The sequence below is a fragment of the Brevibacterium ammoniilyticum genome (genome assembly GCF_038429965.1).
GTDB classification, from domain to species: Bacteria; Actinomycetota; Actinomycetes; order Actinomycetales; family Brevibacteriaceae; genus Brevibacterium; species Brevibacterium ammoniilyticum.
On the sequence record NZ_BAABNP010000005.1, the window covers coordinates 236,337 to 258,208 of the forward strand.

Annotated in this window: 30 protein-coding genes; 2 read left to right on the top strand and 28 right to left on the bottom strand. The window is 66.4% G+C overall.

Annotated features, from left to right (window positions below):
* Window positions 1-474 precede the first annotated feature (474 nt).
* The 8 genes from rplQ to AAHA49_RS08090 form a co-directional block, all read right to left on the bottom strand.
* Window positions 475-1,044, bottom strand: coding sequence for a 50S ribosomal protein L17 (rplQ, locus tag AAHA49_RS08055; RefSeq protein ID WP_339393190.1), 570 nt, complete (start codon window positions 1,042-1,044; stop codon window positions 475-477).
* Window positions 1,045-1,067: 23 nt separating this feature from the next.
* Window positions 1,068-2,066: a DNA-directed RNA polymerase subunit alpha gene (locus tag AAHA49_RS08060; RefSeq protein WP_009379253.1), complete on the bottom strand. Its 999-nt coding sequence runs from the start codon at window positions 2,064-2,066 to the stop codon at window positions 1,068-1,070.
* A gap of 157 nt (window positions 2,067-2,223) precedes the next feature.
* A complete protein-coding gene (gene rpsK / locus AAHA49_RS08065; protein WP_009379251.1) occupies window positions 2,224-2,628 on the bottom strand; it encodes a 30S ribosomal protein S11 in 405 nt (134 codons plus the stop codon).
* Between the two features lie 51 nt (window positions 2,629-2,679).
* Complete coding sequence (rpsM, locus tag AAHA49_RS08070) at window positions 2,680-3,048, bottom strand: 30S ribosomal protein S13 (RefSeq protein ID WP_009379249.1); 369 nt, start codon at window positions 3,046-3,048, stop codon at window positions 2,680-2,682.
* A 189-nt stretch (window positions 3,049-3,237) separates the two neighbouring features.
* The gene (rpmJ, locus tag AAHA49_RS08075; protein WP_009379247.1) at window positions 3,238-3,351 is read right to left on the bottom strand and encodes a 50S ribosomal protein L36; all 114 of its coding nucleotides are present in this window, start codon (window positions 3,349-3,351) and stop codon (window positions 3,238-3,240) included.
* 63 nt (window positions 3,352-3,414) lie between these two features.
* Window positions 3,415-3,636, bottom strand: a complete 222-nt coding sequence (gene infA / locus AAHA49_RS08080; protein ID WP_009379245.1) for a translation initiation factor IF-1 — start codon at window positions 3,634-3,636, stop codon at window positions 3,415-3,417.
* Window positions 3,637-4,068: 432 nt separating this feature from the next.
* Window positions 4,069-5,301, bottom strand: a complete 1,233-nt coding sequence (locus AAHA49_RS08085) for an MFS transporter (RefSeq protein ID WP_063249162.1) — start codon at window positions 5,299-5,301, stop codon at window positions 4,069-4,071.
* A gap of 157 nt (window positions 5,302-5,458) precedes the next feature.
* Window positions 5,459-8,446: an alpha/beta fold hydrolase gene (locus AAHA49_RS08090; protein WP_063249163.1), complete on the bottom strand. Its 2,988-nt coding sequence runs from the start codon at window positions 8,444-8,446 to the stop codon at window positions 5,459-5,461.
* Window positions 8,447-8,644: 198 nt separating this feature from the next.
* On the opposite strand from AAHA49_RS08090, the gene AAHA49_RS08095 reads away from it, so the two are divergent.
* Complete coding sequence (locus tag AAHA49_RS08095; protein WP_095376704.1) at window positions 8,645-9,796, top strand: MalY/PatB family protein; 1,152 nt, start codon at window positions 8,645-8,647, stop codon at window positions 9,794-9,796.
* Window positions 9,797-9,869: 73 nt separating this feature from the next.
* Here the strand turns inward: AAHA49_RS08095 and AAHA49_RS08100 are convergent, their stop codons facing one another.
* Window positions 9,870-10,715, bottom strand: coding sequence for a PaaX family transcriptional regulator (locus AAHA49_RS08100; RefSeq protein ID WP_095376705.1), 846 nt, complete (start codon window positions 10,713-10,715; stop codon window positions 9,870-9,872).
* 145 nt (window positions 10,716-10,860) lie between these two features.
* Here AAHA49_RS08100 and AAHA49_RS08105 point away from each other — a divergent pair, with 145 nt between their 5' ends.
* A complete protein-coding gene (locus AAHA49_RS08105; RefSeq protein ID WP_009379229.1) occupies window positions 10,861-11,106 on the top strand; it encodes a hypothetical protein in 246 nt (81 codons plus the stop codon).
* Between the two features lie 129 nt (window positions 11,107-11,235).
* On the opposite strand, the gene map is transcribed toward AAHA49_RS08105, so the two are convergent.
* The 19 genes from map to rplB form a co-directional block, all read right to left on the bottom strand.
* Window positions 11,236-12,072: a type I methionyl aminopeptidase gene (gene map / locus AAHA49_RS08110; RefSeq protein ID WP_095376706.1), complete on the bottom strand. Its 837-nt coding sequence runs from the start codon at window positions 12,070-12,072 to the stop codon at window positions 11,236-11,238.
* Window positions 12,069-12,635: an adenylate kinase gene (locus AAHA49_RS08115; RefSeq protein WP_095376707.1), complete on the bottom strand. Its 567-nt coding sequence runs from the start codon at window positions 12,633-12,635 to the stop codon at window positions 12,069-12,071. The genes map and AAHA49_RS08115 overlap by 4 nt, the downstream gene beginning before the upstream one ends.
* Before the next feature lie 90 nt (window positions 12,636-12,725).
* On the bottom strand, window positions 12,726-14,027 hold the full coding sequence (secY, locus tag AAHA49_RS08120; protein ID WP_009379221.1) for a preprotein translocase subunit SecY: 1,302 nt from the start codon (window positions 14,025-14,027) through the stop codon (window positions 12,726-12,728).
* Between the two features lie 314 nt (window positions 14,028-14,341).
* Window positions 14,342-14,794, bottom strand: a complete 453-nt coding sequence (gene rplO, locus AAHA49_RS08125) for a 50S ribosomal protein L15 (protein ID WP_009379220.1) — start codon at window positions 14,792-14,794, stop codon at window positions 14,342-14,344.
* A 1-nt stretch (window position 14,795) separates the two neighbouring features.
* A complete protein-coding gene (rpmD, locus tag AAHA49_RS08130; RefSeq protein ID WP_009379218.1) occupies window positions 14,796-14,978 on the bottom strand; it encodes a 50S ribosomal protein L30 in 183 nt (60 codons plus the stop codon).
* Window positions 14,978-15,646 (bottom strand): 30S ribosomal protein S5, encoded by a 669-nt coding sequence (rpsE, locus tag AAHA49_RS08135; RefSeq protein WP_063249168.1) that lies wholly within the window; start codon window positions 15,644-15,646, stop codon window positions 14,978-14,980. The genes rpmD and rpsE overlap by 1 nt, the downstream gene beginning before the upstream one ends.
* On the bottom strand, window positions 15,643-16,023 hold the full coding sequence (rplR, locus tag AAHA49_RS08140) for a 50S ribosomal protein L18 (protein WP_009379213.1): 381 nt from the start codon (window positions 16,021-16,023) through the stop codon (window positions 15,643-15,645). Before rplR ends, rpsE begins: the two co-directional genes overlap by 4 nt.
* A gap of 2 nt (window positions 16,024-16,025) precedes the next feature.
* Window positions 16,026-16,562, bottom strand: a complete 537-nt coding sequence (rplF, locus tag AAHA49_RS08145; RefSeq protein ID WP_009379212.1) for a 50S ribosomal protein L6 — start codon at window positions 16,560-16,562, stop codon at window positions 16,026-16,028.
* 17 nt (window positions 16,563-16,579) lie between these two features.
* Complete coding sequence (gene rpsH / locus AAHA49_RS08150; RefSeq protein WP_009379210.1) at window positions 16,580-16,978, bottom strand: 30S ribosomal protein S8; 399 nt, start codon at window positions 16,976-16,978, stop codon at window positions 16,580-16,582.
* Window positions 16,979-17,048: 70 nt separating this feature from the next.
* On the bottom strand, window positions 17,049-17,618 hold the full coding sequence (gene rplE / locus AAHA49_RS08155; protein WP_009379209.1) for a 50S ribosomal protein L5: 570 nt from the start codon (window positions 17,616-17,618) through the stop codon (window positions 17,049-17,051).
* On the bottom strand, window positions 17,618-17,986 hold the full coding sequence (gene rplX, locus AAHA49_RS08160) for a 50S ribosomal protein L24 (protein WP_009379207.1): 369 nt from the start codon (window positions 17,984-17,986) through the stop codon (window positions 17,618-17,620). Before rplX ends, rplE begins: the two co-directional genes overlap by 1 nt.
* 2 nt (window positions 17,987-17,988) lie before the next feature.
* A complete protein-coding gene (gene rplN / locus AAHA49_RS08165; protein ID WP_009379205.1) occupies window positions 17,989-18,357 on the bottom strand; it encodes a 50S ribosomal protein L14 in 369 nt (122 codons plus the stop codon).
* Window positions 18,358-18,508: 151 nt separating this feature from the next.
* The gene (gene rpsQ / locus AAHA49_RS08170; protein WP_063249169.1) at window positions 18,509-18,796 is read right to left on the bottom strand and encodes a 30S ribosomal protein S17; all 288 of its coding nucleotides are present in this window, start codon (window positions 18,794-18,796) and stop codon (window positions 18,509-18,511) included.
* Entirely contained in the window at window positions 18,796-19,047 is a 252-nt protein-coding gene (gene rpmC, locus AAHA49_RS08175) for a 50S ribosomal protein L29 (protein ID WP_009379201.1), read from the bottom strand. The genes rpsQ and rpmC overlap by 1 nt, the downstream gene beginning before the upstream one ends.
* Window positions 19,048-19,049: 2 nt before the next feature.
* The gene (gene rplP, locus AAHA49_RS08180; RefSeq protein ID WP_009379199.1) at window positions 19,050-19,466 is read right to left on the bottom strand and encodes a 50S ribosomal protein L16; all 417 of its coding nucleotides are present in this window, start codon (window positions 19,464-19,466) and stop codon (window positions 19,050-19,052) included.
* 3 nt (window positions 19,467-19,469) lie between these two features.
* Entirely contained in the window at window positions 19,470-20,285 is an 816-nt protein-coding gene (rpsC, locus tag AAHA49_RS08185) for a 30S ribosomal protein S3 (protein WP_009379198.1), read from the bottom strand.
* Window positions 20,285-20,671 (bottom strand): 50S ribosomal protein L22, encoded by a 387-nt coding sequence (gene rplV, locus AAHA49_RS08190; protein ID WP_009379197.1) that lies wholly within the window; start codon window positions 20,669-20,671, stop codon window positions 20,285-20,287. Before rplV ends, rpsC begins: the two co-directional genes overlap by 1 nt.
* A gap of 40 nt (window positions 20,672-20,711) precedes the next feature.
* Window positions 20,712-20,993, bottom strand: coding sequence for a 30S ribosomal protein S19 (rpsS, locus tag AAHA49_RS08195; RefSeq protein ID WP_009379196.1), 282 nt, complete (start codon window positions 20,991-20,993; stop codon window positions 20,712-20,714).
* A 15-nt stretch (window positions 20,994-21,008) separates the two neighbouring features.
* Entirely contained in the window at window positions 21,009-21,845 is an 837-nt protein-coding gene (gene rplB / locus AAHA49_RS08200; protein ID WP_009379195.1) for a 50S ribosomal protein L2, read from the bottom strand.
* Window positions 21,846-21,872: the final 27 nt, after the last annotated feature.

The window sequence follows — 21,872 nt, forward strand, 5'->3', positions numbered from 1 at the left end:
CCTCCCCCTGCTCGATCCACAGTTGCGCGGAAATCCGCGTCGGGCGCGACGCGGAAATCGAGCCCCGCGTGGATCGAGTACGGCGCGGTTCGTCGAACCCGCGGAAACCCGGCCACGCGTGGATCGAGCACGGCCATGCGTGGAACGGACGAGGTCTCGCCCTCCCCCTGCTCGATCCACAGTTGCGCGGAGATCCGCGTCCCTGGCGACGCGGATTTCGTACCCCGCGTGGATCGAGAGAGGGCCGGTTCGTCGAACCCGCGGAAACCCAGCCAGGCGTGGATCGAGCACGGTCTGGCGGAGCCCCTTTCGCTCGATCCACACTTGCGCGGAAATCCGCGTCTTGGGCGACGCGGAAACCGAGCCACGCGTGGATCGAGCAGCCACGGGCGCGCAGCCCCGTGAATGCACCGCAGGCGGACACCCAGTGGGTGCCCGCCTGCGGTGTCGGAACAGTCCGACTCTAGATCAGAGTCACTTGTCCTTGCCGGCCTCGGGGTCGACGGTCTCGACGGTCTCGTCGACCTCGATGTTGCCTTCGGCGTCCTCGGTGACCTCGACCTCGTCGACGACGACGTCGCCGTCGGCATCCTCGGTGACGGTGACGTCATCGGAGACGACGGTCTCGTCGGCAGCGGCGGCGGTGGCCTGCTCGGCCTCCTTCACCGTGGCCTGCTTCGGCGAGTACGGCTCGAGGACGAGCTCGATGACGGCCATCGGCGCGTTGTCGCCGTTGCGGGGCCCGATCTTCGTGATGCGGGTGTAGCCGCCGGGACGCTCGGCCATGGTCTCGGCGATCGTCGTGAAGAGCTCGTGGACGATCGACTTGTCGTTGATCTGCGCGAGCACGCGACGACGGGCGGCGAGGTCGCCCTTCTTCGCAGCGGTGATGAGGCGCTCGGCCACCGGGCGGAGGCGCTTGGCCTTCGTCACGGTCGTCGTGATGCGCTTGTGCTCGAACAGCTGGGCTGCCAGGTTGTTGAGCATGAGACGCTCGTGGGTGGGCGATCCGCCGAGGCGGGGACCCTTCGTTGGGGTAGGCATAGTGGAAAACTCCTAGGTCTTGATCAGTACTGTTCGTCTTCGACGTAGGACTGGTCCTCTTCCGCGAGACCGGATTCGAACCCGGCAGGACTGTCCTTGAGGCTCAGACCCAGCTCGTTGAGCTTGGCCTTGACCTCGTCGATCGACTTCGAACCAAAGTTGCGGATATCCATGAGGTCGGCTTCGCTGCGGGCAACGAGCTCGCCGACGGTGTGGATGCCCTCACGCTTGAGGCAGTTGTAGGAGCGCACGGTCAGATCGAGGTCTTCGATCGCCAGAGCCAGATCGGCGGCGAGAGCGGCGTCGACCGGCGACGGGCCGATCTCGATGCCTTCGGCTTCGACGTTGAGCTCACGGGCGAGGCCGAAGAGCTCGACGAGCGTCTTGCCCGCGGACGCGATGGCGTCGCGCGGAGTCATCGACGGCTTGGTCTCGACATCGAGGACGAGACGATCGAAGTCGGTGCGCTGCTCGACACGAGTGGCCTCGACCTTGTAGGTGACCTTGAGAACGGGCGAGTAGATCGAGTCGACCGGGATCCGGCCGATCTCGGCATCGGCGTTCTTGTTCTGGGCGCTCGACACGTAGCCGCGTCCGCGTTCGATGGTGAGCTCCATGTCCAGACGGCCTTCGCCATTGAGCGTGGCGATGTGCAGGTCCGGGTTGTGGATCTCGACTCCGGCGGGAGCGGAGACATCGGCAGCGGTCACGGTGCCAGGGCCCTGCTTGCGCAGGTACGCAACGACAGGCTCGTCGAATTCAGACGACACGACCAGCGACTTGAGGTTGAGGATGAATTCGGTGACATCCTCCTTCACGCCGGGGACGGTGCTGAACTCGTGGAGGACGCCGTCGATCCGGATCGAGGTGACGGCGGCTCCCGGAATCGACGACAGCAGGGTGCGACGAAGCGAGTTGCCGAGGGTGTAGCCGAATCCGGGCTCGAGGGGCTCGATGGCGAACCTGGAGCGGTTGTCGGAGACGACTTCTTCCGTGAGTGTTGGGCGCTGTGCAATGAGCACGTGGGCTTCCTTTCAGCGAACATCCGCTATATGACGTTCGCACTGCACGTCATGGCCGCAGGCCATGAAGAACGGTTCGGTTTATGCGATGAATCCGTTCTGCCTCAGGCGGCGGGCACAAAACGGCCCGTCGCCTGCGGCAGTTCCACGGAAAGGGTCAGCCGCGGCGGCGCTTGGGCGGACGGCAGCCGTTGAACGGAACCGGGGTGACATCCTGGATGGTGCCCAGTTCCAGGCCGGCGGCCTGCAGGGAGCGGATCGCGGTCTCGCGGCCCGAGCCCGGTCCCTTGACGAAGACGTCGACCTTCTTCAGGCCGTGTTCCTGCGCGCGGCGGGCGGCGGATTCCGCAGCCATCTGAGCGGCGTAGGGCGTCGACTTGCGCGAGCCCTTGAAGCCGACCTCACCGGAGGAGGCCCAGGAGATGACAGCACCGGTCGGATCGGTGATCGACACGATGGTGTTGTTGAAGGTGGACTTGATGTGCGCCTGGCCGGCAACGATATTCTTCTTGATCTTGCGGCGAGGCTTGCGCGCTGAAGCGGCGCGTGACTTGGGAGGCATAGGTTTTACTCCTGATCGAGGTGGTTGACGCCGGTCAACCGGGTGAGCATGTTACTTCTTCTTACCGGCCACGGTGCGCTTCGGTCCCTTGCGGGTGCGCGCATTGGTCTTGGTCCGCTGTCCGCGAACCGGGAGACCGCGGCGGTGGCGCAGGCCTTCGTAGCTGCCGATCTCCACCTTGCGGCGGATGTCGGCGGCGACCTCACGGCGGAGGTCACCCTCGACCTGGAACGTGCCCTCGATGTAGTCACGCAGCTGAACGAGCTCGGCGTCGCTCAGGTCCTTCACACGGGTGTCGGGGTTGATCCCGGTTTCCGTCAGGGTCTGGCGCGCACGCGTGCGGCCCACACCATAGATGTATGTCAGGGCGACCTCCACGCGCTTTTCGCGCGGGATGTCGACTCCGGCAAGACGTGCCATAGGTTCTTACTCCTGTTGATGTTTCGGAGGTGCTGATGCAGACCTGTCCTCAGTGACCTGAGGTCCTCGGCCCCCGACCGAAGGTATCGTCCTGCTCATGCCGGTCCGGCATGCGCAGGGGGCGAGGTCTGCGTGGGTGTGGTGCTGCTGGCAGCCCCGTCTCGGGGCTCCCTCTGCTCGAAGAGCTGCTCAGCCCTGACGCTGCTTGTGGCGCGGGTTGGAGCAGATCACCATGACTCGACCGTGACGGCGGGTCACCTGGCACTTCTCGCAGATCTTCTTGACGCTGGGCTTAACCTTCATCGTTTTTCCTTCTCTCGGCCGGTCTCCCTTCCCAGGGAATCCGGCGCGAATGATCGAAGATCCTTACTTGTAGCGGTAAACGATTCGTCCACGCGAGAGATCGTAAGGAGACAGCTCCACGATGACTCGGTCCTCGGGCAGGATTCGGATGTAGTGCTGCCGCATCTTCCCTGAGATGTGCGCGAGCACCTTGTGCCCGTTGCTCAGCTCGACCCGGAACGATGCGTTCGGGAGAGCTTCGACAACGGTGCCCTCGATCTCAATGACCCCTTCTTTTTTGGCCATATCGTTCGCTAACCTCGTATTCCCGCGAAACCTTCGCGTTCGACGTAATCGTCGATCGTCGGTCGGCACCGACGATCCCCACAGACTGCTCCGGCCCTCCCCCACCACATGAAAGGCTGTGGATGGCGTGACGCCGCCCACAACCGTGAATGGATGAGTTGAGTGAGAACAGACCAATCATCTACTCTACACCACGATCCGAAGATCTTCCAGGCGGTCCTGGATTCCGCGCGTGACTTCCCCTACAATCCCGGCTCCCCTCGCCGAGGCGGCCCGCCGGATCGGCGTCACGTCCGTTCCTCACACCCCGTCACCCCGCCGAGGCGGTGCCCCGAAGCGATGCCCACGTCCGTTCCGCGCACCCCGCTCCCTCGCCGAGGCGGCGCTGCCCGACCATCGTCCGGCCCCGAGTCCCTCGCCGGGGCGGGGCACTCACCCGCGGGCGCGTGCCCCGTAGCCGGTGCGGATCCCCATGGCCACGGCGACGGCGAGGACGAGGAAGCCGAGCACGGTGACCCATGCGAAGCCGCCGAGTGAGAGCAGCGGACCGGCGAGTGCGGCGACCGCGGCCGCTCCGAGGTTCATCCCCGCATCCGAGAGTCCCTGCACGGGGATCCGATGCGCCGGGTCGATCTCCTGGGTGAGCAGGGTCGAGCCGGCGATGAGGCACGCCGACCACCCGAGTCCGAGGAGGAAGAGCGCGAGGGAGAGCCGGACGAAGGAGGACTCGCCTGCCGCGTCGATGAAGCCGAGGATGAGCGCGGCGGCGAAGAGCACCTGCCCGAGGAGGATGACGCGTCCGGGAGCGAACCGGTCGGTGAGGTAGCCGAAGACCGGAGAGAGTCCGTACATGCCGAAGATGTGCCCGGCGATCGTCACGCCGATGAGCCCGAGGCCGAACCCGTGATGGTCCATGTGGACCGGGGTCATCACCATCGTCACGACCATGATCATGTGCCCGCTGACGACGGAGAGGAGACCGAGGAGCGCACCCGGGGATCGGCGCACGGCCGCCCAGGTGCCGCCTCTGCGAGGGGCCGTCGGGGCGGCGACGATCCGGTCCGCCCCGACGCCGGGTCGATCGGAGCGCGGGGTCCGGAGGAAGAGGACGCAGACGAAGGAGAGGAGGTATCCGCCGACGGCGATGAGGAAGGGACCGGCGAAGGGGTCGATGCCGAGCGAGCGCCCGAGCCGGGAACCGGGTTCGGCGAGGTTGGGTCCGAGGACCGACCCGACGGTCGTCGCCCACACGACGATCGACATCGCTCGACCCTTGAGCTGCTCAGGCGCGGAGTCGGTGGCCGCGTACCGGCTCTGCAGGCCCGAGGCGGTCGCGGACCCGAAGAAGCCCATACCGACGAAGAAGAGCAGGGCGATGCCCGCGAGGATGGCCACGACGATGAGGAGCGCTCCGGTGAGGGCGAGTCCATAGCCGACGGCGAGCGCCCAGCGGCGATTGCGCACCTGCGCGAGACGCGCGAGCGGCAGAGCGAGCAGTCCTGCGCCGAGGATCGAGGCCGTCTGCGCGAACCCGGCGAGTTCGGTGCGACCGGTGAGCTGTTCGGCGAGGATGCCGCCGACGGCGAACCCGGTGGCCACGCCGATGCCGGCGAAGAGCTGCGCCAGACACAGCGCCCACTGATTGCGCACGAACGTGCTCGCCACGTTCCCCTCCTCATATCCTCGGTCCGCATCGATGCTAGCCGAGTACCGCAGACGCCGAGGCGGCCGGGAACGGTGGTGAGATCCGCTCCCGGCCGCCTGCAGTGCTCGACCGGTGGTGTCAGGCCCGACGGTCAGGGCCGCCGAGCCCGGCCCGAGCTCAGTGCTTCGCGCCCTTTCCGCGCGTCATCCGGTAGACGACTCCACCGGCGGTGAGCAGGGCGAGCGCTCCCGCGAGCAGGGGCCAGATGTCGGCACCGGTGCGCGGGAGGCTTCCGCCGGATCCGCTGCCGGATCCGCCGCTGCCCGCGCCGGGGGCGTCCCCGCCGCCCTTCGGGTTCTCGTCATCGCCGCCACCGGAGCCGTTGCCGCCGTCGGAGTCCTTGCCGCCGTCGGAGTCCTTGCCTCCGTCGGCGCCCTTGCCGCCCTTGCCGTCGTCGTCGCCGACGACGGTGAGCGTCGTGTTCGCCACGGTCTTGCCCTTCGCGTCGAGGAGCTGGACGACGTAGGTGCCCGGCTTCGCCTTCTTCGGGACGACGACCTTGCTCACGGCGTTGCCGCCGTTGTCGGTCGTCAGCGTGCCGAGCGTGCCTCCGGTCTCGAAGGCGACGGTGTAGTCGGCTTCCGAGGCCTGGTGCTTGACCGAGGCGATGACGCTCTCCCCTGCTGCGACCTTCTCCTTCTCGAGCGAGAAGTCATCGGCGCGGAACGTGTCCATCCGGCACCGGTTGGGCAGGGTGATCGTCTCCCCGCGGTCATCGACCGCGGTGTCCGGTGTCGGCAGCTTGGGTCCGAAGTCCCCGACCTTGGGCAATGTGCCTGCGGAGAGGAACTCGTTGACCGTCTGGTCCGTGCACGCCTTGTTCTCGTCCCGCGACATGTACGAGGTGTGCGAGGCACCGGAGACCGAGAGCAGGCTGCCGTCGATCGTGCGGGCGAGCTTGACGCCCGAGGCGTACGGGGTCGCCGAGTCGTGGGAGGTCGAGACGACGAGGATGTTCGGCACCGCGGTGAGCTTCTCCGGCTTGGGCAGGGTGCCCTTGAACTTCCAGAAATCGCAGTAGTCGTAGACGCCCGGCGAGACCGACGCCGCCTGGAACGGTCCGGCTTCGTCGTAGCGCTTGGCCAGGTCGCGCAGCTCCTCGATGTCCGGCTTGTTCCCGTAGCTGTTCTCATCCGTGCAGCGGATGTTCGTGAACGCCTGGAGCATCGGGTCGTAGTGGCCGGTCTCGTCGCGGGAGTTGTACGAATCGGCGAGCGTCATGAGCACCCCGGCGGTCTCTCCGGCCTTGAGTTCGGTGAGCCCGAGCGCGAGCTGCGCCCAGAGGTCCTCGGAGTAGAGGGCCTGGATGACGCCGGTGCGGGCATCGCCGAAGGTGACCTCGCGGTCATCGCCTTCGGATCCCGCCGGCAGCGGTTTGCCTTCGAGGGAGCGGAGGATCCCCTGCACGGCCGTGGTGAGTTCCGCCCTGTCGGTGATCCCGTCGCCGAGGGCGCAGGTGAACGGTGCGTTCTTGAGGTCGGCGAGCCGGTCAGGGTACTCGAGGTTCGGGTAGGTCTCGCCCCACGTCCTGCCCTCGGTGCCCTTGGCCGAGCAGTCGAGCGCGAACTGTTCGAAGGTGTCCTGGAAGCCGGCGATCTGCTTGACCGAGTCGTCGGCGTCCTCTTCGGCGTCGGCCTTGCTCACGAGCTTGCCGTCGGCGTCGAGGTAGGCCTGGGGGTCCTTGTTGATGTCCTTGAGAGCCTTGTACGCGGAGACGTTGCCGGGGTCGACGGCGCCGTCGAGGACGAGCCGGCCGACGCTGTCGCCGAACTTCTGCGCATAGACGTACCCGAGCCGGGTCCCGTAGGAGAAGCCGATGAAGTCGAGCTTGTCGTCGCCGCTCGTCGAACGGATGAGGTCGAGGTCGCCGACGGCGTCCCACGTCCCCAGGTGCTTCATGAGGTTCTCCTGGCCTCCCTCACCGAGGTCGAAGAGCTTGCCGGTGTTCTCGATGCAGTCACCGGCGAATCTCTCCGCCTGGTCGTTGAGGATGTCCTCGGCGTCCTCGCGGTCACCGGCCCACGCGTCCTCGGCGCGGTCGGCGTCGATCTGCTCATCGGTCGAGCACTGGGAGAAGGGCATCGAGCCGCCCGTGCCACGCGGGTCGAAGCCGACGAGGTCGAAGTTCGCTGCGAGGTCGGGTTCGAAGAGTGCACCGGCGACGCCGAGCGTCATGCCCGAACCGCCCGGTCCGCCCGGGTTCCAGGCGACGGTGCCCTGCGGGGTGGTCTTGACGAACTTCCCGTCGACCATCTTGCCGGAGGGGACCTTCATCATCGCGATGGCGACGTTGCCGGCGGCAGGATCCTTCGCGTCGATGGGAGCGATGAGGTAGCCGCAGACCGGGGTGCGTCCGATGCGCTCGGTGTAGTCGGGGTAGCCGAGCTTGCCGCAGTTCTCGGCGCTGAGGTCGACCTTCTGGTTGTAGTACTTCTTCAGGCCCGCGGGGATGTTGCCCGCGCCCTTGCCGCCGCCCTTCGGGTCGGGGATGCGGTAGGTGCCGTCGTCCTGGCGGAAGAGCTCCTTCGCCAGCTGCGGGTAGTACTCGTCGAGTTCACCGGCCTGATTCGCGTCCTCGCTGGGCTCTTCCGTCGGCTCGCCGCTCGGACTGGGCGACTCGGTCGGAGTCTGCGTCGGGTCGTCGGTCGGTGTCGGTGCTGCGGTCTCGTCAGCGACGACCGTGAAGTCCTCGCTCGTCTTCAGCCCGTCGTCCGACTTGACGATGTAGGTGCCGGGGGTCAGTCCCGATCCGTCGAGTTCGGTCTCGACGGTGCCGGATCCAGCGGGGACGACGGCGTCCGTGCCTGCGACGGCTTCGTTGTTCGCCGCGTGGACGATGCGCAGCGTCGTCGCTGCATCGGAGGCGCGGACGGTGACGGGGATGACGAGCGAGGTCGAGGCGGTCACCTCGGCGTCGGTGCCGAGGACGATCTCGAGCTCGTCGACGTCTGTCGCTTCGTCGGCTGCGGGCTTCTGGATGGACTCTGCGGGTGACTCCGCGGGACCGGCGGCCGCGGCGGGCAGAGCCCCCGCGAACAGCAGAGAAGCGCCGATGATCGACGCTCCCAGGACACGCGAAGACCCTCTCAATGTGATTCGGGTCATGCTCGTCATCGTAACGCACAGATAACGGTCAGGAACTTTTCAAGTTTTTCGTTATCGTTTCGTGACCGTGGTCACAGTTGCCGGGCTCTCGCCGAGGCGGTCGCGGCTGTGACGGAGCATGTCGGACGGACGATCGCGGCCGGTGGGTCGACTGCTAGCGTGAGTGAGGTGGCCATCATCGAGGGGAGAGCAGGGACCATGGACGATCTGGACGCCATCACCGAGGAATCGCTCGTCGCGAAGGGCGGGCGGAAGTGGTCGACCTACCCCGGCAGCCTCGGTGCGTTCATCGCGGAGATGGACTTCGGGGTCGCTCCCGTCGTCCGGGAGGCGCTGACGGAGATCGATGAGCGCGACCTCTTCGGCTATGCGCCGGCGCAGATCGTCGCCGATCTCCGAGAGGCGACGGCCGACTTCTGTGCCGAACGCTACGGCTGGCGGTTCCCCGCCGCGCACGTCGAACCGGCGAGCGACGTCATCGCCGCGTTCATCGCCGTCCTCGACCTCCTCACCCCCGCAGGGACGCCGATCGTCCTCCCCACCCCTGCGTACATGCCGTTCTTCGACGTCGCCAGGGTGACCGGTCGCGAGCTCATCGAAGTGCCGATGCTGCGCACCGAGACCGGATGGTCGGTCGACCTCGAGGCCATCGACGCCGCGCTGTGCCCCGGTGCCATCCTCGTCCTGTGCAACCCGCACAATCCCATCGGCAAGGTCTACACGGAGTCCGAACTCACGGCGCTGGCGGAGGTGGTCGAAGCCAACGGTGCCCGTGTGTTCTCCGACGAGATCCACGCTCCGCTCGTCTATGAACCGGCGCGCCACGTCCCCTACGCGAGTCTGAGCGAGACCACCGCCGCCCACACGGTCACGGCGACCGCCGCCTCGAAGGCCTTCAACATCCCCGGCCTCAAGTGCGCTCAGCTCATCCTCACCTCACCGGAGGACCGCGCGGAGTGGAAGCGACGCGGACTGTTCGTCTCCCAGGCGGCGTCGAATCCCGGGATTCTTGCGACGACGGCCGCCTACACCCGCGGCGGTGAGTGGCTCGCTGAGATCACCGCGTACCTGGCCGGCAACCGCGACCTCCTCACCGAACTCCTCTCGGCGGAGCTGCCGAACATCCCCTTCCTGCCCCCGGAGGGCACCTATCTCGCGTGGCTCGACATGCGCGGCTACGGTTTCGACGACCACCTCACGAAGCACTTCACCGAGACGGCGAAGGTCGCGCTCACCGAGGGCCGACTGTGCGGAGAGGTCGGGGCCGGACACGTGCGCCTCAACTTCGCCCTCCCCCGCCCCCTCCTGCGCGAGGCGGTCGAGCGCATCGCCGCCGCGACGAAGGGCTGAGGCGCAGACAGCTGAGGCCGCGGGGCGGGGTCAACAAGGGTCGAGGCACCGACGGCTGAGGGATCGGCCCGGATCAGCCCTCGGGCAGCCAGTCGACGAGGTCATAGGAGGGGCTCTCCGCCGCAGCCTCCCGGACCTGCTGGTCGTAGCGGAGGTAGTACTCGAGGTTGCAGCGGTCCATGACGGCCCGGAACCGCTGTGACGGCTGCTCCTCGCCGACGAGGTCGACAGGCAGCAGCGGATTCTCCATCACCGCGCGACCGACCCGGAAGTAGAGGTCGAAGAACCGGCCGATCGGCAGCTCCGGCAGCCCGGTGCCCGGTCTGCCCTGTTCTCCGGCGAGGAGCGCGAGTTCGGCCTCGAGGGTCTCGATCTCCGTGCGTGCACAGTCGAGGTCGAAGGCGATGGCCGTCAGCCGTTTCGCGGACTCGAGGTCGTCAGGGACGAGGCGCGTGAACTCGTACCAGCCGCCGTTCGTCATCTCCGGCAGCTGCGCGACGAGAGCACGGGCATGGTCGTGGAAGCCGATGAGCAGACCCGACCGCAGCTGCCGGTACCCGAGCATCCGCGCCGAGTACTGGAAGCGGTCGCGCAGCTGGCGGGAGGCCTCAGGGATCGTGTAGATCGCGGCGTGGAAATGCCCGTCGAACTCCGGCGCCGTCCGCTCTCCGCCGATGTCGTGGAACTGGGAGAGGATGCGTTCGCGCAGACGGTAGAGGGTCACCCGGCCTCGGCGCTCGGCGCTGACGAGTTCGCGCTGGACCATGCGGGTGAGCTGGTTGTGCACGCTTGAGGCCGAATACCCGTGGTCGGCGAGGATGCGCACGATGATCGGACCGGGCACGGCGCTGGCACGCAGACACCCGAAGACGGAGATCACGTCGAAGGTGATCCTGGTCAGCCGGTAGCGATCGCCCACATCTGAGCTCCGTTTCGTGACATCTTGGACTCGGCCCACAGCCTGATCGTACCTTGAGAGCAGGCAGTCAGCCCCCGCGGATCCGGGGATGTTCCCCCTGCTCGGAACGCTTCCCCACCTGCGCCGATGTGAAGAGAGGTCAGTCATGGACGATGAGAAGCACACCCAGACCCTGCGCACCTACCACCAGGCCCGCACGACCGCCGCAATCGCCGGAGGAATCGCGACGTTCCTCGCGTTCGCGATCTTCCAGATCGTCGGAGCCGGGATCCTCGACACCGCCGCGTGGATGTTCGCGCTCGGGGCGATGACGTTCTCCGGCGTCTTCGTCGCCAGCTACCTCGGCTACGCTGCCGCCGGCAAGCGGACCCGAGTCGACGCGGCCGCCTGATCCGGTCCTCGCCGACCTCCCCTCACCCTGCCCGGCACCGCGCCGTCACGGCGGCCGGCGGCCGGCGGCCGGCGGGCGTCAGTTGCCCTCGGGTGCCGGCCGCATGCGGTCGCTAGCAGTCGGCGGGCGTTAGCTGCCAGCCGGCGGCACCGGCACGATCCCGTACGGGGCGAGCCCGGCCGCGCCGCCGTCTTCCGCGGTGAGCACCCAGACCCCGTCTGCGTGCCGGGCGACACTGTGCTCCCAGTGGCTGGCCCGGGAACCGTCGGCCGTGACGACGGTCCAGTCATCGGCGAGCGTCACAGTCTCGGGGCTGCCGGCGGTGAGCATCGGCTCGATGGCCAGGCACATTCCGGGCCGGATCTTCGGGCCGTTCGACTTCGCCCGGTAGTTGAGCACCTCGGGTGCCATGTGCATGGCCGTGCCGATGCCGTGCCCGGTGAACTCCTCGACGAGGCCGAGCGCAGGCGCCGTCTCGGTGACGTAGTCGTCGATGGCGTCCCCGATGTCGCTCACCTTCGTCCCCGTCGCGAACGCCGCGATGCCCGCCCACATCGCGCCTTCAGTGGCACGGGAAAGTGCACGGTCCGCCTCGGTGCCGGCGTCGTCCCCGCCGACGACCATCGTGAACGCGGAATCGCCGTGGAATCCCTCGACGATCGCCCCGCCGTCGATGGAGACGAGGTCCCCGCGCTCAAGGACACGCTTCCCGGGGATCCCGTGGACGATCTCCTCGTTGACGGAGATGCAGAGGACCGCGGGGAACCCCTGATAGCCCTTGAAGTTCGACGTCGCTCCGGCGTCCGCGATCGCGCGTTCGGCTGCCGCGTCGACCTCCGCGGTCGTGGCCCCCGGCACCACGGCTGCACGGGCCGCATCGAGAGCCGCCCTGGTGACCAGGCCGGCCCGATGCATCCGCACGAGCTCGGCGGGGGACTTGAGCTCGATCCGCGGACCGAAGATCATCGCAGGGCGGCGAGGATGCGGTCGGTGATCTCGGCGACCTCGCCGAGGCCGTCGACCTCGCGCAGGAGACCGCGGTCGCGGTAGATGTCGGTCAGTGGCTGGGTCTGCTCGGCGTAGACGTCGAGGCGGTGGCGGATGACGTCCTCGTTGTCGTCGCTGCGGCCTTCCTTCTCGGCGCGCGCGAGCAGGCGGGCGACGACCTCGTCGGTGTCGGCGGTGAGCTCGACGACAGCGGAGAGCTCGGTTCCCGCCTCGGCGAGCATCCGGTCGAGTTCGGCGACCTGCGCAGCGGTGCGCGGGTAGCCGTCGAGGAGGAAGCCCTCACGGGCGTCGTCCTGGCTGAGACGATCGGCGACCATCTTGTTCGTCACCTCGTCGGGGACGTACTCCCCGGCATCCATGTAGCGCTTGGCGAGCTTGCCGAGCTCCGTCTCCCCCTTGACGTTGGCGCGGAAGATGTCACCGGTGGAGATCGCAGGGATGTTCAGGGCCTCGGCCAGCCGTGCCGCCTGGGTGCCCTTGCCCGCTCCGGGCGGGCCGATGAGGATGATGCGTGAACTCATATCTGTCCTTCCCAGACCGTGATCGGTCTGTGCTTCCAGGGCCGTGACCGACGCCGGTGCGGCGCCGCAGGCCCTCGTGGTGGCGCGGGATCAGCGCAGCAGGCCCTCGTAGTGGCGCTGCTGCATCTGGGCGTCGATCTGCTTGACCGTCTCGAGGCCGACTCCCACGATGATGAGCAGCGACGTGCCGCCGAACGGGAAGTTCTGGTTCGCGTTGATGAGGACCAGGGCGATGAGCGGGATGAGCGCGACGAACGCGAGGTAGAGCGATCCGGGGAAGTTGATCCGGCTGAGCACGAAGCTCAGGTAGTCGGCGGTGGGGCGGCCGGCGCGGATGCCGGGGATGAAGCCGCCGTACTTCTTCATGTTGTCCGCGACTTCCTCCGGGTTGAAGGTGATCGCGACGTAGAAGTAGGAGAAGAAGATGACGAGCACCGCGTAGGCGGCGATGTAGATCGGGTGGTCGCCGCGCGTGAAGTACGTGTTGATCCACTCGACCCAGCCCGTCTGCGGGTCGAAGAACTGAGCGATGAGGCTCGGCAGGTAGAGGACCGAGGAGGCGAAGATGACCGGGATGACGCCGGCCATGTTGACCTTGATCGGAATGTACGTCGACGTGCCGCCGAACATACGGCGCCCGACCATGCGCTTGGCGTACTGGACGGGGATGCGTCGCTGCGACTGCTCGACGAAGACGACGAGGGCGACGAGGACGAGTCCGACGGCGATGACGATGAGGAAGACGTCGATGCCCTGCTCGCTGAGGATCGCCCCGAGCGAGGAGGGGAACGCCGAGGCGACGGAGGTGAAGATGAGGATCGACATGCCGTTGCCGACGCCGTGCTCGGTGATCTGCTCGCCGAGCCACATGATCAGACCGGTGCCGGCCGTGAGCGTGAGGACGAGGATCGCCAGACCCCACCATTCGTTGTTGACGATGAGGTCGGTGCAGCCCTGGATGTTGCCGAAGAGCGCACCCGACTCCACGGTGGCGACCAGTGTCGTCGAGTTGAGGACCGCGAGACCGATCGTGAGGTAGCGCGTGTACTGGGTGAGCTTCGCCTGGCCGGAGGCGCCTTCCTTGTGGAGGGCCTCGAAGCGCGGGATGACGACGCGCAGCAGCTGGACGATGATGCTCGCCGTGATGTAGGGCATGATGCCGAGAGCGAAGATCGACAGTTGGAGCAGGGCGCCGCCGCTGAAGAGGTTGATCATCGCGAACCCGCCGGAGTTCAGCTGAGGGGAGGCCACGCACTCCTGGACCTTCGTGTAGTCGATGCCGGGCGAGGGGATGAACGAGCCCAGTCGGAAGATGACGATGATGCCCAGGGTGAAGAGGAGTTTGTTCCTCAGGTCAGGCGTGGTGAAGGCCCTCCGAATTGCGCCGATCAAGCGTCCTCCTCAGTGGGGGATGGAAGTCAGGGTCGCTGTCACGACCTGGCGAATGAGACAAATACCTGCAAAAGACTACCAGGGTCGAGGGTCCAGACCGAAACCGGACGGGCCCCTCTCCCCCGGTTTCTCGCCGTTTTCCCCGCCCCGCCGTGACCGGGGTCTCCGCGGGTGCCGGGTGCCGCCTCGGCGATGGTGTCCCCGCTCGCCCGCCGAGGCGGTGGCTGGGTGCGCAGGGACGACGAAGGGGACGGTCACCGAAGTGACCGTCCCCTCTCAGCCGTGGTCCGACTCAGCGCAGGGCGCCGAACGGATCAGGCCTCGGTGGCGTTGCCGCCCGCAGCCTTGATCTTCTCGAGCGCGGAGCCCGAGAACTTGTCTGCGGTGATGTTGATCGCCACAGTGATCTCGCCCGTGCCCAGAACCTTGACCGGCTGCTTCGGGCGCACAGCGCCCTTGGCGACCAGATCGGCGACGGTGACGTCGCCGCCTTCCGGGAACAGTGCCGACAGCTTGTCGAGGTTGACGACCTGGAAGGTCACCTTCGCGGGGTTCTTGAACCCACGCAGCTTCGGCAGACGCATGTGCATCGGCGTCTGGCCGCCCTCGAAGCCGTGCGGAACCTGGTAGCGGGCCTTCGTGCCCTTGGTTCCGCGTCCGGCGGTCTTGCCCTTCGAGCCCTCACCGCGACCCACACGGGTCTTCGCGGTCTTGGCGCCCGGGGCCGGACGGAGATCGTGGAGCTTGAGTGCGTCGTTGTTCGCCATATCAGTCCACCTCTTCCACAGTCACAAGGTGACGCACGACGTTGATCATTCCCCGGATCTCCGGACGATCCTCGTGCACCACCACATCGTTGATCCGCTTGAGGCCGAGCGAACGCAGCGAATCACGCTGGTTCTGCTTGCCGCCGATCTCGGACTTCTTCTGAGTAACCTTGAGCTTCGCCATCAGGACTTCGCCCCGCTTTCGGCGGCCGCACGCAGGAGAGCGTGCGGAGCGACCTCGTCGACGGGCAGGCCGCGGCGGGCCGCGACTTCCTCGGGACGCTCAAGGTTCTGCAGAGCCTTGATCGCAGCGTGGACGATGTTGATCGCGTTCGACGAACCCAGCGACTTGGACAGGATGTCCTGGACGCCGGCGGCATCGAGCACGGCGCGGACCGGACCACCGGCGATGACGCCGGTACCCGGAGCGGCCGGGCGGAGCAGGACGACGCCTGCCGCTTCCTCACCCTGGACGGGGTGAGGGATCGTCTTCTGGATGCGGGGGACGCGGAAGAAGTTCTTCTTCGCCTCCTCGACACCCTTCGCGATCGCGGCGGGCACTTCCTTCGCCTTGCCGTAGCCCATGCCGACCATGCCGTCTCCGTCACCGACGACGACGAGGGCGGTGAAGGAGAACCGACGTCCACCCTTGACGACCTTCGACACGCGGTTGATCGTGACGACGTGCTCGATGAACTGGCTCTTCTCCTCGCGGTCTCCGCGACCGCCGCGTCCACGGCCTTCGCCACGTCCGCGACCCTGGCCGCGTCCGCCGCGGTTGTCACCGCCGCGGCTGTCGCCGCCGCGGTTCTCCGCAGTCTCCTGCGATTCCTTGTTCTCTTCAGTGCTCATAGGGCCAATCCTCCTTCACGGGCACCTTCGGCGATGGCCTGCACTCGGCCGTGGTAGGCGTTGCCTCCACGGTCGAACACGACAGCCTCGACGCCGGCTTCCTTGGCGCGCTGAGCAACCAGCTCGCCGACCTTGCGGGCCTTGCCGGTCTTGTCTGCTTCGAGTGCGCGCAGCTCGGCTTCCATGGTGGACGCCGATGCCAGGGTCTTGCCGACGGTGTCGTCGATGACCTGGACGAAGACGTGGCGCGTGGAACGGGTCACTGAGAGACGCGGGCGCTCGGCCGTGCCGCTGACGTGCTTGCGCAGACGAGCGTGACGACGCTTGCGAGCAGCTGCCCTGCCCTTGCCGTAGCTTTCCTTCTTGCCAAAGGCCATCTCTACTTACCAGCCTTTCCGACCTTGCGACGGACGTTCTCGCCGGCGTAGCGCACACCCTTGCCCTTGTACGGCTCAGGCTTGCGCAGCTTCCGGATGTTCGCAGCGGTCTCGCCGACCAGCTGCTTGTCGATGCCGTGGACGGCCACCTTGTTCTGTCCTTCGACGGTGAACGAGATGCCCTCCGGCGGTTCGACGGTGATCGAATGGCTGTAGCCGAGAGCGAACTCGAGGTTCGATCCCTTCGCCTGCACACGGTAGCCGGTGCCGACGATCTCGAGGCCCTTCGAGTAGCCATCGGTGACACCGATGATCATGTTGTTGATCAGGGTGCGGGACAGTCCGTGGAGCGAACGCGATTCGCGCTCGTCGTCAGGACGGGCCACGGTCACGACGCCATCCTCGAGCGACACGGTGATCGGCTCGGCGATGGTCACGGACAGTTCGCCCTTGGGTCCCTTGACGGCGACATCCTGGCCGTCGATCTTCACCTCGACACCAGAGGGAACGGAGATCGGGTTCTTGCCAATGCGTGACATGCTCTTCTCTCCTCTCCTTACCAGACGTAGGCGAGGACTTCCCCACCCACACCCTTCTTGGCGGCCTGTCGATCGGTCAGGAGACCTGAGGACGTCGACAGGATGGCGATGCCGAGTCCACCGAGGACCTTCGGCAGGTTGGTCGACTTCGCGTAGACGCGCAGCCCGGGCTTCGACACACGGCGGAGGCCGGCGATCGAACGCTCACGGTTGGGGCCGAACTTGAGATCGAGGCGAAGGGTCTTCCCGACGGTCGCGTCTTCGACGCTCCACCCGGTGATGTAGCCTTCCTCCTTGAGGATCTCGGCGATGTTCGACTTCAGCTTCGAGAACGGCATGCTGACGTCCTCGTGGTAAGCCGAGTTGGCGTTGCGCAGACGCGTGAGCATGTCTGCGACTGGATCAGTCATTGTCATTGTGGGCTCATGCCCTTCCTCGTTACGGTTTCCGCCCGCGACGTGCGCGCTTGGACCTGCAACGTAGAGATCATTTGGTCTTGAACGGGAACCCGAGGTGACGCAGCAGAGCACGTCCCTCATCGTCGGTCTTGGCGGTCGTGACGACGGTGATGTCCATACCGCGGACGCGATCGATGCGATCCTGGTCGATCTCGTGGAACATCGACTGCTCCGTGAGACCGAAGGTGTAGTTGCCGTTGCCGTCGAACTGACGGTCCGAGAGTCCGCGGAAGTCGCGGATGCGCGGAAGCGCCAGGGAGATGACACGGTCGACGAACTCCCACATGCGGGCGCCGCGCATGGTCACGTGCGCACCGATGGGCTGGCCCTCGCGCAGCTTGAACTGGGCGATCGACTTCTTCGCCCGGGTCACGACCGGCTTCTGGCCGGTGATGAGGGTGAGGTCGTTGATCGCACCTTCGATGAGCTTCGAGTCACGCGCAGCGTCACCCACACCCATGTTCACGACGACCTTGGTCAGGCCGGGAACCTGCATCGGGTTCGCGTAGTCGAATTCGTCCTGGAGCTTACCGACGATCTCATCGCGGTAGACCTGCTTGAGGCGCGGCGCCGGACGGTTCGTGCTTGTCTCCGTCATCAGATCTCCTCCCCGGTGCGACGCGAGTAGCGGACGCGGACGGTCTTGGTGCGACCGTCCCGCTCGACCTTCTCCTCGCGGTATCCGACGCGGGTCGGCTTGTTGTCCTTGGGATCAACGAGCGCCACGTTGGACACATGGATGGGGGCTTCGTGAGTCTCACGGCCACCGGCGGTGCCGCCGGCCTGAGTCTGGGTTGCCTTCTTGTGCTTGATCACGCGGTTGACGCCCTCGACGAGGACGCGGTTGCGCTCGGGGTAGACGGCAAGGACCTTGCCCTGCTTCCCACGATCGCCGCCGCGCGACTGACGGGCACCTGCGATCACCTGGACGAGGTCGCCTTTCTTGATCTTGAGCTTGTTCGCCATGCTCACAACACCTCCGGTGCCAGGGAGACGATCTTCATGAACTTCTTGTCACGCAATTCGCGTCCCACGGGTCCGAAGATGCGGGTGCCGCGCGGTTCCCCATCGTTCTTGAGGATGACTGCTGCATTCTCGTCGAACTTGATGTAGGAGCCGTCCGGACGACGGCGTTCCTTGGCGGTGCGGACGATGACGGCCTTGACGACGTCACCCTTCTTCACATTGCCGCCGGGGATTGCGTCTTTGACGGTGGCCACGATGGTGTCACCGATCGAGGCGTAGCGCCGACCGGAACCGCCGAGGATCCTGATGGCCAGGATCTCCTTGGCTCCGGTGTTGTCGGCGACTTTGAGTCGCGACTCTTGCTGAATCACTGTTTTCTCCTGTCGTCGCGCTGGTTCTCACGATGGTGCTGCGAGCCTTGCGGAACGGATTCATTGACATACTCACCCCGTTCCCGGTAGCCGCCCATGGTCTCGCGGACGAGACCATGGGCGGGACCAGGAGGGAGGGGCGACGCCGGCTTTACTTGGCTCGTTCGACGATCTCGACGAGCCGCCAGCGCTTTGCGGCCGAGACCGGCCGCGTTTCGGCCACGACGACGAGGTCGCCGATACCGGCGGTGTTCTCCTCGTCATGAGCCTTGATCTTGACCGACTTGCGCATGACCTTGCCGTAGAGGCGGTGCTTCATGCGCTCCTCGATCTCGACGACGATGGTCTTGTCCATCTTGTCGGACACGACGTAGCCACGCGCAGTCTTGCGGGAGTTGCGCTCGGGGGTCGTCGCCTCGGGCTTGGTGGTCTCCGCCATCACTTGTCCTCTTCCTTCGCATCAGCGGGGTTCGGACGGATGTCCAGCTCCCGCTCGTTGAGCACGGTGTAGATACGAGCGATGTCGCGACGCACAGCCTTGAGGCGGCCGTGGCTCTCCAGCTGGCCGGTGGCCGACTGGAAACGCAGATTGAACAGCTCGGCCTTGGCCTTCTTGAGCTCCTCTGCCAGACGCTCGTTGTCGAAACCGTCAAGCGCGTCCATGGACAGGTTCTTCGAACCGATTGCCATGCTCACTCACCACCTTCGCGGGCCACGATGCGGGCCTTGAGCGGAAGCTTGTGGATCGCCAGGCGCAGGGCCTCGCGAGCAACTTCCTCGGACACGCCGGCGAGTTCGAACATGACCCGTCCCGGCTTGACATTGGCGACCCACCACTCGGGAGAGCCCTTACCGGAACCCATGCGGGTCTCGGCGGGCTTCTTCGTCAGCGGTCGGTCAGGGTAGATGTTGATCCACACCTTGCCACCGCGCTTGATGTAGCGCGTCATGGCAATACGTGCGGCTTCGATCTGCCTGTTGGTGACGTAGGCCGGCTCGAGGGCCTGGATGCCGTAGTCACCGAAGGCCACCGTCGTGCCACCCTTGGCGGCGCCGCCCCGCTTGGGGTGGTGCTGCTTGCGGTACTTCACTCGACGAGGGATCAACATGTCTCAGCCCTCCGTTCCGGCCTCAGCCGCGGGGGCCTCGGCGCTGTTCTCAGTGGTACGGGCCGAGTCGTTCCGGCGGGCTCCGCCTTCCTGACCGCGGCCACGGCCGCCACGACCGCGTCCACGACCACGGGGGCCGCGGGCAGCAGGAGCCTTCGCCTGCTCGGCGGCAAGCTCCTTGTCGGTCATGTCGCCCTTGTAGATCCACACCTTGACGCCGATGCGTCCGAAGGTGGTGTGCGCCTCGTGGAATCCGTAGTCGATGTTCGCGCGCAGGGTGTGCAGGGGCACACGGCCTTCGCGGTAGAACTCCGACCGGCTCATCTCGGCGCCGCCGAGACGACCCGAGCACTGCACGCGGATGCCCTTGGCACCGGCGCGCTGCGCCGACTGGATCGCCTTGCGCATCGCACGGCGGAACGCCACACGGCTCGCGAGCTGCTCGGCAACACCCTGAGCGACGAGCTGAGCGTCGATCTCGGGGTTCTTCACCTCGAGGATGTTGAGCTGGATCTGCTTGCCGGTGAGCTTCTCGAGCTGACCGCGGATGCGGTCGGCTTCGGCGCCGCGACGTCCGATGACGATGCCCGGACGGGCGGTGTGGATGTCGACGCGGACACGGTCACGGGTGCGCTCGATGTTGACCTTCGAGATGCCGGCCCGCTCGAGGCCCTTGGTCATCATCTGACGGATCTTGACGTCTTCGAGCACGTAGTCGCTGTAGCGCTGCCCCGGCTTGGTCGAGTCAGCGAACCACTTCGACTTGTGGTCCGTGGTGATTCCGAGTCGGAATCCGTTCGGATTGATCTTCTGGCCCATTAGCGGTTCCCCTTCCGGCTCTTGCGCTGAGGCAGGTCATCGCCGCTGGCCAGGACCACGGTGACGTGGCTGGTGCGCTTCTCGATGCGGAACGCACGTCCCTGAGCACGCGGGCGGAACCGCTTCATGGTCGGTCCTTCGTCCACGAACGCCTCCGAGATGACCAGGTCGTTCTCGTCGAACGCAAGGCCCTCCTCGTCGGCCTTGACACGCGCATTGGCGATGCCCGAGGCGACGAGCTTGTAGATCGGATCGGATGCGGACTGTTCTGCAAACTTCAACACTGCAAGTGCTTCGGTCGCCTGCTGACCACGAATGAGGTCGATGACGCGCCGAGCCTTGCGAGGCGTGACGCGCAGGTAACGCGCCTTAGCCTTGGCTTCCATCGCTTCCTTCTCTCTTGTCTAAGATCGAGAGTCCCCCGCCTCAGCGGCGGCGACCCTTGCGATCGTCCTTTTCGTGGCCACGGAACGTCCGTGTGGGTGCGAACTCGCCGAGCTTGTGCCCGACCATCGCTTCAGTGATGAAGACCGGCACGTGCTTGCGTCCGTCGTGAACGGCGATGGTGTGTCCCAGGAAGTCCGGGATGATCATCGAGCGACGCGACCATGTCTTGATTACGTTCTTGGTGCCCTTTTCGTTCTGACGAGCGACCTTCTGGTACAGGTGCTCATCGACGAAAGGACCCTTCTTGAGGCTACGAGGCATAAGTCAGTACTCCAATCAGCGCTTCTTGCCGGTCCGGCGACGGCGCACGATGTACTTGTCGCTCTCTTTCTTCGGCCGGCGAGTGCGGCCTTCTGGCTGACCCCAAGGGCTGACCGGATGACGACCACCGGAGGTCTTGCCCTCGCCACCGCCGTGCGGGTGGTCGACCGGGTTCATCACAACACCGCGGACGGTCGGGCGCTTGCCCTTCCAGCGCATGCGGCCTGCCTTGCCCCAGTTGATGTTCGACTGCTCGGCGTTGCCGACCTCGCCGACCGTGGCACGGCAGCGGGCGTCGACGTTGCGGATCTCGCCCGAAGGCATCCGCAGCTGAGCGAAACGGCCGTACTTCGCGACGAGCTGCACGGACGAACCGGCAGAGCGGGCGATCTTCGCGCCGCCACCGGGGCGGAGCTCGACGGCGTGGACGACGGTGCCGACCGGGATGTTGCGCAGGGCGAGGTTGTTGCCCGGCTTGATGTCGGCGCCCGGTCCCGCTTCCACCTGTGCGCCCTGCTTGAGGTTGTGCGGGGCGATGATGTAGCGCTTCTCACCGTCTGCGTAGTGCAGGAGGGCGATGCGCGCGGTGCGGTTCGGGTCGTATTCGATGTGTGCGACCTTGGCGGGCACGCCGTCCTTGTCATGGCGACGGAAGTCGATGACACGGTACTGGCGCTTGTGTCCGCCGCCCTGGTGGCGGGTGGTCACGCGTCCCTGGTTGTTGCGGCCGCCGCGCTTGGGCAGCGGGCGCAGAAGCGACTTCTCCGGCGTCGACCGGGTCACTTCGACGAAGTCGGCGACCGAAGAGCCACGGCGGCCCGGGGTCGTCGGCTTGTGCTTGCGGATTCCCATGAGTCTTGTCCTTCTCTGGCGAAGGAT